Raw genomic sequence first — 16,859 nt, forward strand, 5'->3', positions numbered from 1 at the left:
CTGACGCGCGTAGAGAACGGCGAACGGCCTGTCTGCCTGGTCGCGAATCTGCCTGTACCGAAGGGGGACGTGCGGGCCTGTGCCACATACGATGAGGCACATGGGTGATGTGCTGGCCGGAATTCATGCCACCTGGGAGTTCGACACCGACTCCGTGCTCATCCGCTTCGAACGGGGGATCCGCACACCGAGACTCTTCCAGAGTCTGCGGGAGCGCCGCATTCCGTACGCGGCGTTGTCGTCGGTGACGCTGACCCCGGGCAAGCGGGGCACGGTGGTCCTGCACGCGGTGCCGAGACCCGGTGCCGATCCGCTGCTGGAGGCCGCGGCCGGGCAGCTCAAGGAGGGTGTCGACCCTTATCGTCTGGTGCTGCCCGCCGAACGCGAGACACTCGCCGTGTACTACGCCGCCGAGCTGCGCGCCCTGCTCGGACCCGAGGCATCACTGCCCGCCGAACGCTTCCTCGTGACGGCCCCCGAGGTGCCGATGCACTTCAAGGCGTACGACGGCCGGGCCGGGTTCGACGGGGCCCTGGTCTCCTTCCGATGGTTCTGGACGGGGGCGTCGAGCGCCAAGTGGAAGGCGGGTGACCAGACGTTCCCCGTGGCGGAGCTGGCCGGAATCGAGTGGCGGTCGCCCGATGCCTTCGAGGGGTACCTCCGGCTGGTGCCGCGCGGCGCGGCGGCGGACTCCGAGGCGGGCTGCCCGGACCCGGCGCCCGTCGCGGGGCGGCCGTCCGTGGGGCGTGTCCAGCCGGACCAGGACCCTGCCTCCGTGGTGTTCGGCCTGGGATACGGCCCGGTGCACGAGTCGCTGCCCTTCGCCGCGGCGGTCCTCGCGTCCGTCCGCCGGACCCAGTCGGTGCCGGTCGTGACCGCTCCGGTCCCGGTGGGCGGCGCGCGGCGCGACCCCGCGGACGTCGCCGAACGGATGCGGCACCTCGGCGACCTGCACCAGGCGGGTCTGGTGACGGACGCGGAGTACAGCGCGAAGAAGGCGGAGCTCCTCGCGGAGCTGTGACGGCGGACCCTCCGCCCCCTACTCCGGTACGGGGCCGGGGCCCGCGGTCCACTCCCCGGTATGACGCCGCCGGGCACCCAGCGCGCCTACCCTGACCCGATCATGTCTCCCTCTCCCCCCGGGCCCCCGCCCGCCGACGGTCTGCTGAGCGCCGCCCGCCGCAATCTGCGCGAGCTCGCCCACGGGCTGTCCCACGCGTCCCATCCGCCGACCCCGCTGTTCGCCGATTCCCCGCGACGCCGGCTGCGGCTGCTGCCGTACGCCGTGGTCGTCGCGCTCGCCGCCGCCCTCATCCCCGTCACGACCAACCTGCTGACCAGCGACTACGGGATGCCCGGCGCGCTTGCCGGAGCCTTGGCCGTGGGACAGGCCGCGCCCCTCCTGATGCTGGCGCACCGGCCGCTGCAGGCCTGGTGGATCGTCTTCACCGCCGACATCGTGGGCGCACTGGTGATGCTGGGCCGGCCGGAGTACCGCGAGGTCGTCTGGCCGTGGCCCCCACCCGCCACCGTCGGCTACCTCTTCGTGCTGCTGGCCCTCGGCCTGCGGGAGAGCCGTCGCACCGTGATCGGCGTGTGGCTGGCGACGGGCGCGGCCGGGCTGCTGCTGGATCTGCTCGCGCCCTCGCACCGCGGCGGCAGCGCGCTCCTGCTGTTCGTCCTCGGCGGGGTGGTCCTGGTGATCGGCGCGGCGGTACGCGAGCGGGGCGACGCCCAGCGCCGGCTCGTCGAGCAGGAGACGATCAGCGAGGCCGAGCGGGCACAGCGGACGCTGCTGGAGGAGCGCACCCGGATCGCCCGCGAGCTCCACGACGTGGTCGCGCACCACATGTCGGTGATCACCGTGCAGGCCGACTCGGCGCCGTACCGGGTCAGCGGGCTCTCCGAGGAGGCGAAGGCGGAGTTCGCGTCCATCGCGGGCAGCGCCCGGGAGTCCCTGGCCGAGATGCGACGGCTGCTGTCGGTACTGCGCAGTGACGGCAGCCAGGGGGACCTGGCTCCGCAGCCGGGTCTCGGCCGGCTGCAGCAGTTGGTGGAGGCGACGGTACGGGCAGGGCTCCTGGCCGAGTTGTCGCTGGCGGCGGACGTGCGGGAGGCGGTGGAGCGGGGCGGGGTACCACAGGCGGTGGATCTGTCGGCGTACCGCATCGTGCAGGAGGCGCTCGCCAACGTCGTGCGGCACGCACCGGGTGCGCGGACCCGGGTGTCGGTCACGGCGCGCGACGGCCACCTGACGGTGCTGGTCGTCAACGACACTGCGCAGAAGCCTGGTTCGCCGTTGGAGGCGTCGGGCACGGGACACGGGCTGGTCGGCATGCGGGAACGCGTACGGTTGACCGGCGGCACACTCGACACCGGCCCCCTGCCGGACGGGGGCTTCCGGGTGGCCGCGCGGCTCCCGCTGCAGCCGCCCTCGGCATCCGTCACTCCGGAGGAACCGTGACCATCCGCGTGATCATCGTCGACGACCAGGCCATGGTGCGGGCCGGTTTCGCCGCACTGCTGGCGGCGCAGAGCGACATCGATGTGGTGGGCGAAGCCCCTGACGGGCGCAAGGGCGTCGAGGTCAGCAGGACCGTGCACCCGGATGTCGTCCTGATGGATGTCCGGATGCCGGAGATGGACGGACTGGCCGCCGCCCGCGAGCTGTTGAGCCCACCGGTGGGAGTGGTCCACCGGCCGAAGGTGCTGATGCTGACCACGTTCGACGTCGACGACTACGTCTACGAGGCGCTGCGCGCCGGTGCGTCCGGGTTCCTGCTGAAGGACGCCCCGCCGGCGGACCTGATCTCGGCGGTCCGGATCGTGGCGGCGGGAGACGCGCTGCTCGCGCCGTCCGTGACCCGGCGGCTCATCGCCGACTTCGCCCGTCAGCGTCCCGCGACGCCGGCCGGCGGGCCGGCGCTGCGGCTGAACGGCCTGACGCCCCGTGAGACGGAGGTCCTGGAGCTGATCGCCCGGGGCCTGTCGAACCAGGAGATCGCGGCACGGCTGGTACTGGCCGAGCAGACGGTGAAGACCCACATCGGCAAGGTGCTGGCCAAGCTCAACCTCCGGGACCGGGCGCAGGCCGTGATCTTCGCGTACGAGTCGGGGCTGGTGGCTCCGGGGGAGGCGTGACCTCCCGTGGCCCCCCGGATGCGGCGTAGGGCTGTCCCCCCGTACGCCCCCTACCCCGGTAGCAACGGACCATTGGCTCCGTGGTGTGACGCCCTGCCACCCGTCTTCCTCCTACCTTCCTCCCCTGCACGCCGAACGGTGTGCGTGAGCAGTACGGGGAGGGCACGATGCGCCGATTCACGAGGACGCTGGCCGGGGTCGCACTGGCGGCCACCATGGTGGCGGGCACAGCCGGATGGGCGTCCGGGAGCACCCAGCGGGCGGTGACGGGGCCGCCGCCCGGCAGCGCCTCATGGCGTGCCGACGGGGTGCTGGGGCGTCAGCTGCCCGACCCGGCCCGCACGACGCCAGGACAGGTACGGACGTTCTTCCGGGAGTTGGACGCAGCGGAGCGACAGGAGCTGCTGGAGCGGCACCCCTTGGTGGTCGGCAACCTGGACGGCGCACCGCTGGAGCTCCGCTACCGCGCCAACGCCCGTGCGCTGCACGCCTCCCACGACCCAGGGCACGCCCGTCTCGCCGCACCCGGCCGGCAGATCATCGCCTTCGACCCGCGCGGTCGGGGTCAGGTGGCCGAGGTGTTCGGCGACCTGCGTTCCGCGCGCCATGTGTCCGTCGTGGTGCCCGGTTCGGACATCGACGCCGGGACCTTCGACCGGCGGGGCGACGTGTACGGCACCCCGGTGGGCATGGCGAAGTCGTTGTACGCCGAGGCGGGCCCCGGCCACGCGGTGATCGCGTGGGCCGGTTACACGACCCCGGTCGGCCTCGGCCTGGACGCGGCGACGGGCACCCTGGCCGAGGCGGGAGCGGGGCGGCTGACCCGGTTCACGGCGGGGCTGGCGGCCGACGGACTGCCGGCGCCCGTCGTGTTCTGCCACAGCTACGGCTCGGTGGTGTGCGGGCTCGCCGCCTCCGGGCTCGATGCCACGGACCTGGTCGTCCTCGGCTCCCCCGGGATGCGCGCCGACGACGTGGCCGATCTGCGCACCACCGCCCGGGTCTGGGCGGCCAAGGACGACACCGACTGGATCGACGACGTACCCCATGTCGAGGTGGCGGGTCTCGGACACGGCGCCGACCCGGCCGGCGAGGGCTTCGGGGCCCGCCGGGTGCCCGCGCGGGACGCCGAGGGCCACACCGGCTACTTCGCCCCCGGCACGGACTCGCTCCGCGCCTTCGCCACCATCGCCGAGGGAGCCTCCCGATGAGCGTGCGGCAGTTGGTCTCCCGGATCGACGAACGGACCCCGGCCCACCGCGACCGCGCGGTCGACGGACTACGCGCCCTCGCGCTGACGGCCGTCCCGGCCGGTCACTGGCTGCTCGGCGGCTTCACCCTGGACGGCGACGGCGCCCTGCACAACGCCAGCCCGCTCTCCACGTTCGCCGTGTTCTCCCCGGTGAGCTGGGTGCTCCAGATGCTGGGCGTGTTCTTCCTGGTCGGCGGCTACGCCTCGGTCCTCTCCTACCACCGCAGGCCGTCCACCACAGGCGTCTGGCTGCGCGCCCGGCTGGTCAGGCTGGGCAGGCCGGTGCTCGGCGTGACCGCCGTGTGGGCGCTGATGCTTCCGGTGCTGTACGCGGCCGGAGTCCCCGAGGCCACCCTGCGTACGGGCGCGAAACTGGTGATCCAGCCGCTCTGGTTCGTCGGGGTGTACGCCGTCGTCACGGCGCTCACGCCGTACTGCGTACGTCTGGCCCGGCGGCTCGGCGGCTGGGCGGCGGCCCCGCTGATCTGCTCGGTCGCCGCCGTCGACTTCCTGCGCTACGGGCCGTACGCGGACGCCGTACCGTCCTGGCTGAGCCTGTTGAACATCCTGCCCGGCTGGCTCTTCGCCTATCAGCTCGGTGTCTCCTGGGGTGAGGGCCGTCTGAGCCGGCACGGTGCCCGGCTGCTGCTCGTCGGCGGCACGGCGCTCTTCGCCGTACTGCTGCTCGTCTTCCACTACCCGGCGTCGATGGTCGGCGTACCGGGCGAGGCGCGGACCAACTCGCACCCGCCGTCGCTGCTGGTCCTCGCGCTGGCCTCGGCGCAGAGCGGTGCGGCGGTCCTGCTGCACGGCCGGATCGGCCGGGCGCTGCGCCGCCCCGCTCTGTGGGCCCCGGTGGTGGTGATCAACCTGTCGGCGATGACGATCCTGTGCTGGCACCAGACGGCGATGCTGGCCGCGGCCGTCCCCGCCTCGTTCGCCGGTGTGGTGCCGGGGCTCACGACGAGCCCGGACTCGGTCGGCTGGATCCTGGCCCGGCTGGCGTGGATGCCTCTGTTCGCCGCCCTGCTCGTCATCATCGCCCGGTACGCCCGCCGGTTCGAGGCTCCTTGGGACACCACGGACAGCCGTGCCGGGACCGCCCGCCGGGCAGCGGCCGGGCTGCTCGCGGCGGGCTTCGCGGTCTTCGCGCTCCGGCTGGCCTGAGACCGCCTGGTACCGCGTGCTCCACGTCTGCCCACCCCACGGCGTGATCACCTCCAGCGCTGCTCCCCGGCGGCTGAAAAGCTCGCTCGAACTGCCGCACAAGAATCCGCCAGTGCCATGGGGTAGCTGCACCAGTAGTGACAAGAAGGGCGGGAGTTCGTTTCTCAGGCATGAGTACACCTGATGCTCCAACGGCAACCGGCACCGGCCATGCATCTTTTAATCCGAATCATGCGACGCGAAGATCGAGGAATATGCCTGACCCCCGGCCCGCCGAACCCCGAATCGCGTTGCAACCGCATACAACTTCCCCGGCAGCGGAGCAAGAAGGGGCGGAAACGCCGATGTTCAGGAAATTGTCCAGGCTCTGGGCCGCTCGCGGTCGCACGCTCCCCGGCGTCCCGGATCCGGATTGGCACAGGCTCGCCTCCTATCGGCACCACCAGGAGGAGACGGAGCGGACGTTGCGGATACTCCGCCTCCAGGAAAGCATGCCGATCGGATGATGTGGCTGTCGAAATAAACCCCGGTTCACAAACAAAAAGCACGAACGGCCGATGACGTGAAGCGTGATGATTTTCGTCAGGTATGACCTCGTAGGTCCAATCGGGTCATTTCGCGATCTCGTTGAATCCTATTCAGCCGGAATGACGTTGACCGACCGTGGAAGCCAGGGAGATGTGGAAGCGGCACGCTGTTTTGGCCGACGCCTTCTGCGGTGCGGACGACCGTGTGCGCGAGGCGCAGTCGGTGTTCGACGGGGCCCGGGCGGAGCGTGCAAGGACTCTTGCCGCTTTCGCTGTCACTGTGGGTAGCGACGCGGCGGTCGCGGAGTTGCTGGGGCTGAACGAGCGCGAGGTGCGAATCGCCCGCCGTACCGTGGGGAAGAGCGATGCCCGCTCGCTCGCCGGGGCACTGATCGACCGTCCGCCGGCCGATGCTCCGGACACCGGCGCGGCGACGGAGGAGGCCGCGTCCGACAACGGCAGTCCCGTACTCGCTCCCCACGGCGGGAATCCCGCGGTCAAAGCGCGGCTGGAGTCCACGCACTCCCCCATTCCGTCACCCCGCGTGGAACAGTTCAGCACTCGACAGGCAACACCTGCGGGGCCTCCGGGACCGAAGGAGAAGGAGTGGTCGCACGCACGCGACTCCCTGCTCGTGGACGGCTGGAACAAAGGCACGGATGCCGCTGCCCTTGCCGCCCAACTCGGCATCGGGCTGGTGCAACTGGTCTCCCGGGTCCAGTTGCTCCACTCGGTCGGCCGCCTCGCTCAGGTACGCCGCGACCGGGGCCGTCACCGGCGGCGGACAGACGAATTCAGCCGGACCGTCGAGACCACCCACGACTACGACCACGTCCTGTACGCAAGCGCGAGCGAGAACTCTTCCTGGCCGGCGCCGGCTGACGCCTCCGGACAGGGCGTGACGGCGCACTACGCGCCCCGCAGTCAGGACGGCACCGGCTTTTTCCCCTCCCACGTCGATGCCGCGCTCGGGAACACCGGGTACCCGGTGCAACAGAGGTGGGCCTACGACTATCCGGCCGAGCGCTGAGACGGGGCTCTGTCGCGTCCCGACGGAACACCCGCCGGGGCCGGACGGCCCTACCGCCGCCCGTCGATCAGGCCGGATTCCCAGGCCCAGGCGGCGATCTCCACGCGGTTACGGGCGGACAGTTTGGTCTGCACATTGCCGAGATGGGTCTTCACCGTGCCGACCGAGATGGACAGTTCGGTGGCGATCTCGGCGTTGGTCAGCCCTCTGGCCACCAGGCGCACCAGGTCCTCCTCCCGTGCGGAGATCGCGGTGTGCGGGCTGCGAGGGGCGGGCCCGGCGCTGTTGAGGCGCCGCAGCAACCGGACGGTGATGGCCGGGCTCACCAGCGCCTCGCCGGAGGCGGCCGCCCGGATGGCCTCGACCAGCAGAGCCGGTCCGGAGTCCTTGATCAGGAAGCCGGAGGCGCCTTCGGTCAGGGCACGCTGGACGTACTCGTCGTCGTCGAACGTCGTGACCACCACGACCTTCGGCGGATTCACGGTGCCGGGGCGAGTCAGTCTGCGCAGCGCCTCCAGCCCGTCCATCCGGGGCATGCGGATGTCCATCAGCACCACGTCGGGCCGGTGGCGCTCGGCGAGTTCCACGGCGTGCACCCCGTCCGGTGCCTCCGCGACGACGTCGATGTCGTCCTCGGCGGAGAGGATCATCGCGAACCCGGCGCGGACCATGGCCTGGTCGTCGGCGATCAGCACACGGATCGTCACGAGGTCATCACTCCTGCCGCGACCACCGGGAGCGTCGCCTCGACGGCCCAGCCACCGGCCGTCACCGGGCCCGCCTTGACGCTTCCGCCGATCAGCCCGACCCGCTCGGACAGGCCCTTCAGACCGAACCCGCTCCGGGAGACGTGGCGCGGCCGTCCGTCGTCGCTGACCCGCACGGTGACCGTGCTCCCCGAGCGGTCCACGCGTACCCGCACCTCGGTGCAGCCGTAGGCGTGTTTACGTACGTTGGTGAGGGCCTCCATCACCACCCGGTGTGCGGTGGTGGTCACCTCGACCGACAGGTCGTCGAATATCCCGTCCAGGTCGAGGCGGCCCCGGGCGCCACCGACGGCGGAGAACTCCTCGACGAGCGACCGTACTTCACCGATGCCCGCGAGCGGCGTCAGTGCCACTTCTCCGTCGGCGTCACGCAGCATCCCCACCATGTGCCGCATGGACGTCAGCGCCTCCGAGCCCGCCTGTTCGATCCGCTGCAGGGCGGGCGGCACCAGTTCGGGCCGCCGGTCCGCGATCGCCCGGGCTCCTTGTGCCTGTACGACGATGCCGGTCACATGGTGGGCGACGAAGTCGTGCAGATCTCTGGCGAACTCGGTCCGCTGTTCCAGCCTGAGAGCCGCCGCCTGCCGCCGCCGGTCGACCAGGAGCAGGCGCATCCCGAGGCCGGTGCCCAAAGCCATGACCGCCACCAGGGCCGAGAACAACGCCATGATCGTGGTGGAGTCCCTCACCGAGATCGCCACGGGCCGCAGCACGATCGCCATGAGCAGCACGGGGACGGCCACCGCCGCCCACGACGGCTTGCCTCGTCGGGCGACGACCAGCAGGAGCCACGTCAGAGCCCCCGGTTCGGCGAATCCCAGGGCCAGTGAGCCGACCGTCAGCTCCACGTGCAGCACCACCGAGAGACACAGCGACACGACCGCGATCGCGCAGCCGGCCACGGGCAGCGCGCGGCTGCCGAGCCTGGGCGAAACGACGACGAGAGCGATGCCCAGCAGCGAGCCGCTCAGCTTGGCGGGGCCGAGAGCGGGGTTCTCGTCGATCATCCAGTACAAGCCGCCCGCCCAGTCCAGCACGACGAGGGCGATCAGCGCCCCGACCAGCAGCAGCCGGGCCGTGACGGGCAGGAGCCGCAGGCGACGCCACCCTCCTGGTGCGGCTGTGGGTGCCGCGGCCGCCGTCTCCAGCATCTCTCTCACCGTCCTCCCGCCGACCGGCCGAAAGTCGGAGTCGGCCGCGCATGATCTGTCTTTCGCCCGATCCGTCGCGGAGCGCGGCGGAGAAGAGTGGTCTCCACCGGGCGGCGTTCGCCGTTCATCACACAAGGAGGATGCCATGGTCGCGGCCGCCGTCACCTCGCCCACGTGAGCGATCTCCCGGCCCGGCGGCCGGCCGCACGCACGGCCGGCCCTCCCCCCACGTACACGGCCACTCCTCCCCACGCACAGGAGCCACACATGGAACACGCAGAGTCGCACCACGCAAGCGGAACGGGGTGCGCGCCCCCCGTCGGCGAGGCGGCGATCGAGGCCCACGGTCTGGGCAAGAAGTACCGGCGCGGCTGGGCCTTGCAGGACGTCTCCTTCCGGCTGCCGGCCGGGCGGGTATGCGGCCTCGTCGGCCCCAACGGCGCCGGGAAGAGCACCCTGATGGGCCTGGCCACGAACATGATCCGGCCGACGACCGGCGCCCTGCGGGTGTTCGGCGCGGCACCGGGCTCTTCGGAGGCCGTCCTGCGGACCGCGTTCCTGACGCAGGAGAAGCCCCTGTTCCGGCGCTTCACCGTGGCCGAAACCCTGCGACTGGGCCGTGAGTTCAACCCCCGCTGGGATCAGGAGGTCGCCGAGGGCATCGTCCGCGCGGGCCAGGTGCCGCTGGAGGCGAAGGTCGGAACCCTGTCCGGCGGGCAGCGCACCCGCGTCGCCTTCGCCCTGGCTTTCGGCAAGCGCCCTGATCTGCTCATCCTCGACGAACCGATGGCCGATCTCGATCCGCTGGTCCGCCGTGAGCTCATGGCCACACTGACGGCGGAGGCCGCCGAGCACGGCACGACTGTTCTGGTGTCCTCGCACATGCTCGCCGAGCTGGAGCACATCTGCGACTACCTCGTCGTCGTCGCGAACGGCGGTCTGCGGCTCGCGGGCGAGGTGCACGAACTACGCGCCGCACACGCCCTGCTCGACGTCCCGGCAGAGGGTTCCTCCGCCACCCTCACCCCGCACACCATCATCGAGCCCCGCCGCGGCGAGGGCCGTCCGGGAGTCCTGGTGCGTCTCGGCGGACCCGTCGGGTACGGCGGCCCGGCGGTCGAGGTCCCGACTCTGGAAGAGCTGCTGCTCGCCTATCTGCGCGCACCCGACGCACCCACCTTGATCGCCCCGAGCGCCCGGGTCGGCGACATCCACGACATCATCACCCGCGACCGGACGAAGGCTGTGACCTCATGACCACGCTCACTCGTGACCCGGCCCGTACGGCACCCGCCGGACCCCGGCGAAGCGGCTGGGTCCCCCGGCTCGGTGGTCCGGCCTGGCTCGTCTGGCGCCAGCACCGCGCCGCGTTCTGGACGCTCGTCGCCGCCACCCTCCTCGGCGCGCTCGTCATGGTGCACCTGCGCGAGCAGATGATGGACTACCTGGCCTCCCAGGACGCGTCCTCGCGGAAGTCCGGCGGCCTGCCGCCCGAGTTCGAGGCGTACGCCGACCGTCTGTTCAGCGTCGGGAGTTACCTCGGCTACATCCCTGTCCTGGCCGGTGTCTTCCTCGGTGCCCCGCTCATCGCCGGCGACCTGGAGTCCGGCACCGCGAAGCTGGTGACCTCGCAGTCCGTCAGCCGGCTGCGGTGGCTGACCATGAAGCTCGCCCTCCCCGCCGCGATGCTCGCCCTGTCCACCGCCGTACTCACCGCCGTCTTCACCTGGTGGTGGAGTCCGGTCAAGGGACTTTCCGACGGCCTCTCCTGGACCTCCTTCTTCAGCGTCACGGGGGTCACACCGGTGGCCTACGCCCTGCTCACGTTCACCGTGGGCGTGGCGGTCGGCCTGCTCCTGCGCCGCACACTGGTGTCGATGGTGGTCACGCTCGGCATCGTCGTGGCCCTCGGGTTCGTATGGGACCAGGTCTGGCGGAGCCTGGGGAACGTCATGTCCGTCAGCACCGACCAGGGGGTCGGGCCCGACGCCGTACCGCCGGAGCTGCCCGCCCAGGCGGAGCAGCAGGGGCAGGGCACCTACTTCCTCACCGATGCCGGTGACCGCCTGGACTGGACCACCTGTCTCGACCAGATGGAGAACGCCGGGGCGCACACCGCCTGCCTGGAGTCCAAGCACGTCACCGGCTGGTCCGTGGACTACCTCCCCGTCTCCCAGATGCACTCGATGCAGTGGCTCGGAGCCGGTCTCATGTTCGCCGTCACCGCCGTCGTCGTCGCCTTCGTCATTCTCCGGGGCCGTAAGCGGCTGCTGTGACGCACGGCTCTGGGAGCTCCGTCAGTTCGAGCACTGCCTCAGCCGCCTCCCCGCGGACCTCGGGCCGGGGGTGCTGGATGGTCACCAGGGATACACGCGGGAGGTCGGGGTGGCGACGGTCCGGTGCTCCCCGCGTCGGCCTGGCGGGGGTCCCGCCAGGCGCCCGGGAGGGCTACTCGCGCGCGGTCGCCGTGTTGCTCATGTCCGGGTACCGGTCCCCCGCCACCTGGCCCGCGATGGGCTCCAGCAGTTCCAGCTCCTGCGAGGTCAGGGTGAGCCGGGTAGCTCCGAGGTTCTCCAGCAGACGACTGCGCTTGCGGGTGCCCGGGATCGGCACCACGGTCAGGCCGTGCACCTCTGCCCGCTGCTGTACCCAGGCCAGGGCCACCTGCGCGGCCGTCGCCCCGTGCGCCGCCGCGATCTTGTGCACGGGCTCCAGCAGTGCGGCGTTCGTCTTCGCGTTCTCACCGGTGAAGCGCGGCTGGTGCTTACGGAAGTCGTCGGACGACAGGTCCTTGACCGCGTCCGCGAACGCCCCGGTCAGGAACCCACGGCCGAGCGGCGAGTACGGCACCAAGGTCACCCCGAGCTCCACCGCCGCGGGCGCGGCACTGTGCTCCACGTCCCGGCTGAAGAGCGACCACTCGGACTGGAGGGCCGCGATCGGGTGCACGGCGTGAGCCTCACGGAGCTCGTCCCCGGTGACCTCGCTCAGCCCGAGCTGCTTCACCTTGCCCTGCCGCACCAGCTCGGCCATCGCGCCGACCGACTCGGCGAGCGGGACGAGGGGGTCGCGGCGGTGCATGTAGTACAGGTCGATGACGTCGGTGTTCAGCCGGCGCAGGCTGCCCTCGACGGCCTCGCGGATGTACGCCGGGTCGTTGCGCACTCCCCGGTAGTGCGGGTCGTCGGTCCTCCGCTCGATGGCGAATTTGGTCGCCAGCGTGATCTCGTCGCGGTGCGCCCCGACGAACGGCTCCAGGAACGTCTCGTTGGCCCCGCTCCCGTAGATGTCGGCGGTGTCGAAGAGCGTGACGCCCGCCTCCAGCGCGGCCTCCAGGGTGTCCCGGGCCGCCGCCTCGTCGGTGTCCCCGTAGAACTCGCTGATGCCCATGCAGCCGAGGCCCTGCACTCCCACCTGCGGGCCGCCGCCACCGCCGAGCTGTACGGTCGCGATCTTTCCGGTCTCGCCCATGTCGTCAGACCCTTTCCGGCGCCGTACGGGCGCCACCATAAAAGTCGATCTTGAAGTCGAGTACGGCCAGGGTCCCCTGGAGTTCCGCGATCCGCGTCCGCACGTCGCGCCGGGTCGACTCCAGCAGCTCCCGCCGTTCGGCGAAGGTGTGTTCGCCCTCCCGTACCAGCTCCGCGTACCTGACCATGTCGGCGACCGGCATGCCGGTCAGCCTGAGCTTGCCGACGAACGCCAGCCAGTCCAGGTCGCGGTTGCTGAAGCGGCGCTGCCCCGTGTGCGAGCGGTCCACGTGCGGCATCAGCCCGATCCGCTCGTACCAGCGCAGGGTGTGCGCGGTGAGCCCGCTGAAGGCGACGACCTCGCTGATGGTGTAGCGGTCCTGGCCCTCGGGGCGCGGATGCGACGTCGGGGCCGAAGCGCAGGTGTCCGTCCGTGCGGAAATGCTTTCCATCACCGTCATGTCCTCCACGCTAGAACCTTGGAGTGCACTCCAAGCAAGCGATATCCAGGAGCGATCCGGGATTCGGGCTCCCGTTAGGCTCGTACCCATGCAGAGCCTGGCGATGATCGAGAACTGGCCCGTCCCCACCGCGGCAGCCGCCGTCGTCACCTCGGACGGCACGCTCCTGGGTACCCATGGTCCCACCGCGCACCGCTTCCCGCTGGCCTCGGTGACCAAGCCTCTCGCGGCGTACGCGGCTCTGGTGGCGTACGAGGAGGGGGCCGTCGAGCTGGACGAGCCCGCGGGCCCCGAGGGCTCGACCGTCCGCCACCTCCTCGCCCACACCAGCGGCCTCGCCTTCGACGAGCACCGGGTCACGGCGCCCCCCGGCACCCGCCGGCTGTATTCCAACGCGGGCTTCGAGGTGCTCGGCGACCACATCGCCGAGGCCACGCAGATCCCGTTCCCGGAGTACGTGCGCCAGGCGGTCCTGGAGCCCCTGGGCATGACCTCGACGACGGTGGACGGCTCCCCGGCCAAGGACGGCTCCTCGACCGTGGACGACCTGGTCCGCTTCGCGGCGGAGGTGCAGGCCCCGCGCCTCCTCGATCCGCGTACGGTCCTGGAGGCACAGAGCGTGGTGCACCCCGGTCTCAAGGGCGTACTCCCCGGTTACGGGCACCAGAACCCCAACGACTGGGGTCTCGGTTTCGAGATCCGCGACTCCAAGTCACCTCACTGGACCGGGCTTTCCTCCTCCCCCGGGACCTTCGGCCACTTCGGACAGTCCGGCACGTTCCTCTGGATCGACCCGGCGGCGGGCGCGGCCTGTGTCGCGCTGACGGACCGGGCCTTCGGCCCGTGGGCCGCCGAGGTGTGGACGCCGTTCACCGACGCGGTGCTGGCGGAGCTCGCCGCCTCCCGTTGAGCGGCCCTACGGCCGAGACGCTCGAAGCACACCGTCCTCCCGCACCCGCCACTGCGCTCCTGCGGCGGTGGGCGGGCTGGTCCCACCTGCCAGGCCCCTCATGATCGGGCTCGGATAGATTGGGCCGCTATGCGATCACGTGATTACGACCTCGACTTCCGGGACCGAGCCGCACGGACGCGCGCCTGGGGGATCGGCCTGCTGTCCCTGGCCGGGCTCCTGTGGGCGTGGTGTGCCGTGCTGCTGCTGATGCCGTACACGGTCGACGAGGAGCCCGACGACGACTACCCGCAGGAGTGCGAGTCACGTCTGTTCACCGATCGCGGCACCGCCAACGAGGGGCTCGTGAACGGGGATCACTGCGGGGACGAACGCGACTGGCCGGAGGCCGTGGCCGTACTCGGCGTCTCCCTGCCGGTGTCGGTCGTCGGCATGGGGCTCTTCACCACCGGCACCGTGACTCGCCGCATGAGCGCACACGGCGAGGCCATGCGCGAGCTGGACAGGCCGGCGGCGGGCACGCCGAGGGAGTGACCGAGGCCGGACCCTGCGGTCTTCCGCAGGCCGGGTCCTGCGGGAGACCGCAGTCGGTCCCGAACGGCGACCCTCTTACCGCTGCCGAGTAAAGGCTTCCTAAAATATGGGTATCGGGGCGCCGGCCCCGGGCGTTCGTTCCGCCACCTTGGAGGCCCCCATGTATTCCACGCCCCTTGCAGCGTCGCAGGAGCCCACGGGCGGCATCGCGGGCTGGGCAGCCGGCCTCGTCGACACCCTGGGCGGTCCCGGTGCCGGACTGGCCATCGCTCTGGAGAACCTCTTCCCCCCTCTGCCCAGCGAGATCATCCTCCCGCTCACCGGCTTCGCGGCCGGCCAAGGAGTGCTGAGCCTCGCCTCGGCCCTGTTCTGGACGACGCTGGGTTCGCTGGTCGGTGCGGTGGCCCTCTACTGGATCGGCGTACTCATCGGCCGTGACCGGCTGTTCGCGCTGTGGGCCAAGCTGCCGCTGGTCAAGACCTCCGACCTGGAGCGGACCGAGGCCTGGTTCGCCAAGCACGGCACCAAGGCGGTGTTCTTCGGCAGGATGGTGCCCATCTTCCGCAGCCTCATCTCGGTCCCCGCGGGCCTGGAGCGGATGCCGATGCTGCAGTTCGCCGTACTGACGACGCTCGGCAGCCTCGTCTGGAACAGCGTCCTGGTGATGTGCGGCTACTGGCTGGGCAGCCGGTGGGACGTGGTGGAGACCTACGTCGGCTTCCTGAGCAAGGTGGTCCTGGTCGTCGTCGTGGTGGCCCTGGTCGTCTATCTGACCGTACGGATCAAGGGCCGCAACTCGAACGCGCAGCACCGCCGTACCTCGTGAACGCAGCACCGGACCCCGTGCCTCACGAGGAGCCCACTCGCCCCCGTTCCCGTGGCCGCGCCGCAGCGCGGGCGTGCTGCTCGGTTGCGTGACCGCGCTGGTCCGCTCCCTGTACTTCCTGGTCTCCGGTGCGGCCCTCGGACTTCTTCTCCCGTGGCCACGCACCCGCTCGAGCGCCCTGGCCCTGCTGACGGCCGGGGCGCGCCGCCCGGCGGGGCCCGAAGGGGCCCGCCGCTCCGTCTTCTTCCGCGACCCTTCCCCGAGCCTGCCGGGCCTCCGGCCAGAAGGTCATCCGCCACCACCTTCAATGGGTGGCTATGACCAGCACGGACCGAATCGATCTGACCGTTGATGTCGAGCCCTGTTCCGTACAGACGGTCCACCTTCAACCGGACGACCACTCGGCGCTCGGCTACCAACTCCTCCAGGAACGCGTCTTCATGCTCCGGCTTCGCGGCCGGTGGAATCAGTCCGAGGAGTTCCCGGCCGACCGCATCGCCAGGAACCGTGGTGGTATCGGAGACCTCGGCCTCGCCTTCAGCGACGGCGAACGACCAGACGGTCGGCACCAGGAGGCGGTGACCCCGTTACGCCGGACCCAGGCGGGCGCACCGGCGGCTGGCGCGGGCAGAGCCCGCCACCACTGCGTGCGAGGCCGCCGAGAGCGCCCCGGCCAGGGCGAGCAGCGGCCAGTCCGCGGTGAGCGCGGCGGCCACGGCCAGCGCGGGCGTCGCGACCGCCATGGCGACGCTGGTCGTGGTGCCGGCCCAGGCGACCGCCAGGGGCAGCCGGCGCGGGGTGGGCAGCCGACGGGCAAGGGCGCCGGTGGCGGCGAGCAGCGTCGCGGCGAGCAGCGCGGCGACGATCGCGACACCGGCCAGGCTCACCGCCACCATCCGGGCCATGCGCGGCAGGTGCCCCGCCGCGTCGGGGAAGCCCGACGTCCGGGCCAGGTACCAGCAGGCGACCAGGAACGGCGCGGTGAGGGTGACGGCGCGGGCCGTGTGCCGGGCCTGGGCGATGGTCAGTTCGCGCTGGGCGGCCGGGGCGATCTCCTCGACGGTCCCGAACTCCCGTATGGCCAGGCGGGCGGCCTGACCGTAGGGCGTTCCCTCGCGGACGTGGGCCTCGGCCGTGTCCGCCAGGCCGTCGCGCAGCTCCTCGATCATGCGGGCCTTCGGCCCACCGGGGCCGTGCAGGACGTCCGCCAGGGCCGCCTCGTAGTCGGCGATGGGGTCGGCCGACACCTGTGCGGTCATGTCGTCAGCCCGGGCGGGGTGGAGGGGTTGAGGACGGAGCCGATCGCCGTGGTGAATTCGTCCCACGCCGTCCGCTCCCCGGCCAGGGTGCGCCGCCCCTCCTCGGTCAGCTCGTAGCAGCGCCTGCGCCGTTCACCTGCGGACTCCCAGCTGCTGCTCAGGAGTCCGATCCGCTCCAGCCGGTTCAGGGCCGGATAGATCGTGCCCGTACGCAGTTCGAGTACGCCCCCGCTGCGGCGCTGCACCGCCGCGATGATCGCGTAGCCGTGCAGCGGGCCCGGTTCCAGCACGGCCAGCAGCAGTCCGTCGAGGTGCCCTCGCACCGCATCCGCCTTCATGGGTAGGCAGCCTACCCAAAAGAGCC

General features: G+C 71.4%; 17 protein-coding genes and 1 pseudogene. 11 read left to right on the forward strand and 7 right to left on the reverse strand.

Annotation, left to right across the window (positions count from 1 at the left end; all coding sequences use genetic code 11):
* The first annotated feature begins 100 nt into the window (after positions 1-100).
* The 6 genes from ACFYSH_RS23645 to ACFYSH_RS23670 all read left to right on the forward strand — a co-directional run bounded on the left by ACFYSH_RS23645 (position 101) and on the right by ACFYSH_RS23670 (position 7,117).
* The gene (locus ACFYSH_RS23645; protein ID WP_388754964.1) at positions 101-1,021 is read left to right on the forward strand and encodes a DUF4429 domain-containing protein; all 921 of its coding nucleotides are present in this window, start codon (positions 101-103) and stop codon (positions 1,019-1,021) included.
* A gap of 102 nt (positions 1,022-1,123) precedes the next feature.
* A complete protein-coding gene (locus ACFYSH_RS23650) occupies positions 1,124-2,464 on the forward strand; it encodes a sensor histidine kinase (protein ID WP_359471158.1) in 1,341 nt (446 codons plus the stop codon).
* Positions 2,461-3,141, forward strand: coding sequence for a response regulator transcription factor (locus tag ACFYSH_RS23655; RefSeq protein ID WP_359471155.1), 681 nt, complete (start codon positions 2,461-2,463; stop codon positions 3,139-3,141). The genes ACFYSH_RS23650 and ACFYSH_RS23655 overlap by 4 nt, the downstream gene beginning before the upstream one ends.
* 167 nt (positions 3,142-3,308) lie before the next feature.
* Positions 3,309-4,352, forward strand: a complete 1,044-nt coding sequence (locus tag ACFYSH_RS23660; protein WP_359471153.1) for an alpha/beta hydrolase — start codon at positions 3,309-3,311, stop codon at positions 4,350-4,352.
* On the forward strand, positions 4,349-5,560 hold the full coding sequence (locus ACFYSH_RS23665; RefSeq protein ID WP_388754968.1) for an acyltransferase: 1,212 nt from the start codon (positions 4,349-4,351) through the stop codon (positions 5,558-5,560). The genes ACFYSH_RS23660 and ACFYSH_RS23665 overlap by 4 nt, the downstream gene beginning before the upstream one ends.
* A 663-nt stretch (positions 5,561-6,223) precedes the next feature.
* Positions 6,224-7,117 (forward strand): hypothetical protein, encoded by an 894-nt coding sequence (locus ACFYSH_RS23670; protein WP_359471149.1) that lies wholly within the window; start codon positions 6,224-6,226, stop codon positions 7,115-7,117.
* Between the two features lie 50 nt (positions 7,118-7,167).
* On the opposite strand, the gene ACFYSH_RS23675 is transcribed toward ACFYSH_RS23670, so the two are convergent.
* Positions 7,168-7,824: a response regulator transcription factor gene (locus ACFYSH_RS23675; protein WP_359471147.1), complete on the reverse strand. Its 657-nt coding sequence runs from the start codon at positions 7,822-7,824 to the stop codon at positions 7,168-7,170.
* On the reverse strand, positions 7,821-9,035 hold the full coding sequence (locus ACFYSH_RS23680; RefSeq protein ID WP_359471145.1) for a histidine kinase: 1,215 nt from the start codon (positions 9,033-9,035) through the stop codon (positions 7,821-7,823). The genes ACFYSH_RS23675 and ACFYSH_RS23680 overlap by 4 nt, the downstream gene beginning before the upstream one ends.
* Before the next feature lie 267 nt (positions 9,036-9,302).
* On the opposite strand from ACFYSH_RS23680, the gene ACFYSH_RS23685 reads away from it, so the two are divergent.
* The gene (locus ACFYSH_RS23685; RefSeq protein WP_359471143.1) at positions 9,303-10,292 is read left to right on the forward strand and encodes an ABC transporter ATP-binding protein; all 990 of its coding nucleotides are present in this window, start codon (positions 9,303-9,305) and stop codon (positions 10,290-10,292) included.
* A complete protein-coding gene (locus ACFYSH_RS23690) occupies positions 10,289-11,311 on the forward strand; it encodes an ABC transporter permease subunit (RefSeq protein WP_388754972.1) in 1,023 nt (340 codons plus the stop codon). The genes ACFYSH_RS23685 and ACFYSH_RS23690 overlap by 4 nt, the downstream gene beginning before the upstream one ends.
* A 172-nt stretch (positions 11,312-11,483) precedes the next feature.
* On the opposite strand, the gene ACFYSH_RS23695 is transcribed toward ACFYSH_RS23690, so the two are convergent.
* Together ACFYSH_RS23695 and ACFYSH_RS23700 are read right to left on the reverse strand one after the other, a co-directional pair.
* Positions 11,484-12,506: an aldo/keto reductase gene (locus ACFYSH_RS23695; protein ID WP_359471139.1), complete on the reverse strand. Its 1,023-nt coding sequence runs from the start codon at positions 12,504-12,506 to the stop codon at positions 11,484-11,486.
* A gap of 4 nt (positions 12,507-12,510) precedes the next feature.
* Positions 12,511-12,966 carry a MerR family transcriptional regulator gene (locus ACFYSH_RS23700; RefSeq protein ID WP_359471137.1) on the reverse strand — a complete coding sequence of 152 codons (456 nt, stop codon included), beginning with the start codon at positions 12,964-12,966 and terminating at the stop codon, positions 12,511-12,513.
* A gap of 88 nt (positions 12,967-13,054) precedes the next feature.
* On the opposite strand from ACFYSH_RS23700, the gene ACFYSH_RS23705 reads away from it, so the two are divergent.
* The 3 genes from ACFYSH_RS23705 to ACFYSH_RS23715 all read left to right on the forward strand — a co-directional run bounded on the left by ACFYSH_RS23705 (position 13,055) and on the right by ACFYSH_RS23715 (position 15,236).
* On the forward strand, positions 13,055-13,876 hold the full coding sequence (locus tag ACFYSH_RS23705) for a serine hydrolase domain-containing protein (RefSeq protein ID WP_359471135.1): 822 nt from the start codon (positions 13,055-13,057) through the stop codon (positions 13,874-13,876).
* 129 nt (positions 13,877-14,005) lie between these two features.
* Positions 14,006-14,410, forward strand: coding sequence for a hypothetical protein (locus tag ACFYSH_RS23710; RefSeq protein ID WP_359471133.1), 405 nt, complete (start codon positions 14,006-14,008; stop codon positions 14,408-14,410).
* Between the two features lie 160 nt (positions 14,411-14,570).
* Positions 14,571-15,236, forward strand: coding sequence for a DedA family protein (locus ACFYSH_RS23715; protein ID WP_359471131.1), 666 nt, complete (start codon positions 14,571-14,573; stop codon positions 15,234-15,236).
* A 344-nt stretch (positions 15,237-15,580) separates the two neighbouring features.
* Here the strand turns inward: ACFYSH_RS23715 and ACFYSH_RS23720 are convergent.
* The 3 genes and pseudogenes from ACFYSH_RS23720 to ACFYSH_RS23730 all read right to left on the reverse strand — a co-directional run.
* Positions 15,581-15,796, reverse strand: a pseudogene (locus ACFYSH_RS23720) (PPOX class F420-dependent oxidoreductase); the annotation flags it as partial.
* Between the two features lie 27 nt (positions 15,797-15,823).
* Positions 15,824-16,495, reverse strand: coding sequence for a permease prefix domain 1-containing protein (locus ACFYSH_RS23725; RefSeq protein WP_388754978.1), 672 nt, complete (start codon positions 16,493-16,495; stop codon positions 15,824-15,826).
* A complete protein-coding gene (locus tag ACFYSH_RS23730) occupies positions 16,492-16,833 on the reverse strand; it encodes a helix-turn-helix transcriptional regulator (RefSeq protein WP_351272247.1) in 342 nt (113 codons plus the stop codon). Before ACFYSH_RS23730 ends, ACFYSH_RS23725 begins: the two co-directional genes overlap by 4 nt.
* Positions 16,834-16,859 lie beyond the last annotated feature (26 nt).

This window comes from Streptomyces sp. NPDC005791 (genome assembly GCF_042871485.1).
Taxonomy (GTDB): Bacteria; Actinomycetota; Actinomycetes; order Streptomycetales; family Streptomycetaceae; genus Streptomyces.

Bases quoted from the DNA above. Each gene is read 5' to 3' on its own strand.
- ACFYSH_RS23705 (WP_359471135.1), top strand. From the start codon at position 13,055: ATGCAGAGCCTGGCGATGATCGAGAACTGGCCCGTCCCCACCGCGGCA.
- ACFYSH_RS23660 (WP_359471153.1), top strand. From the start codon at position 3,309: ATGCGCCGATTCACGAGGACGCTGGCCGGGGTCGCACTGGCGGCCACC.
- ACFYSH_RS23690 (WP_388754972.1), top strand. From the start codon at position 10,289: ATGACCACGCTCACTCGTGACCCGGCCCGTACGGCACCCGCCGGACCC.
- ACFYSH_RS23700 (WP_359471137.1), bottom strand. From the start codon at position 12,966: ATGACGGTGATGGAAAGCATTTCCGCACGGACGGACACCTGCGCTTCG.
- ACFYSH_RS23730 (WP_351272247.1), bottom strand. From the start codon at position 16,833: ATGAAGGCGGATGCGGTGCGAGGGCACCTCGACGGACTGCTGCTGGCC.
- ACFYSH_RS23645 (WP_388754964.1), top strand. From the start codon at position 101: ATGGGTGATGTGCTGGCCGGAATTCATGCCACCTGGGAGTTCGACACC.
- ACFYSH_RS23650 (WP_359471158.1), top strand. From the start codon at position 1,124: ATGTCTCCCTCTCCCCCCGGGCCCCCGCCCGCCGACGGTCTGCTGAGC.
- ACFYSH_RS23665 (WP_388754968.1), top strand. From the start codon at position 4,349: ATGAGCGTGCGGCAGTTGGTCTCCCGGATCGACGAACGGACCCCGGCC.
- ACFYSH_RS23680 (WP_359471145.1), bottom strand. From the start codon at position 9,035: ATGCTGGAGACGGCGGCCGCGGCACCCACAGCCGCACCAGGAGGGTGG.
- ACFYSH_RS23685 (WP_359471143.1), top strand. From the start codon at position 9,303: ATGGAACACGCAGAGTCGCACCACGCAAGCGGAACGGGGTGCGCGCCC.
- ACFYSH_RS23725 (WP_388754978.1), bottom strand. From the start codon at position 16,495: ATGACCGCACAGGTGTCGGCCGACCCCATCGCCGACTACGAGGCGGCC.
- ACFYSH_RS23715 (WP_359471131.1), top strand. From the start codon at position 14,571: ATGTATTCCACGCCCCTTGCAGCGTCGCAGGAGCCCACGGGCGGCATC.
- ACFYSH_RS23695 (WP_359471139.1), bottom strand. From the start codon at position 12,506: ATGGGCGAGACCGGAAAGATCGCGACCGTACAGCTCGGCGGTGGCGGC.
- ACFYSH_RS23710 (WP_359471133.1), top strand. From the start codon at position 14,006: ATGCGATCACGTGATTACGACCTCGACTTCCGGGACCGAGCCGCACGG.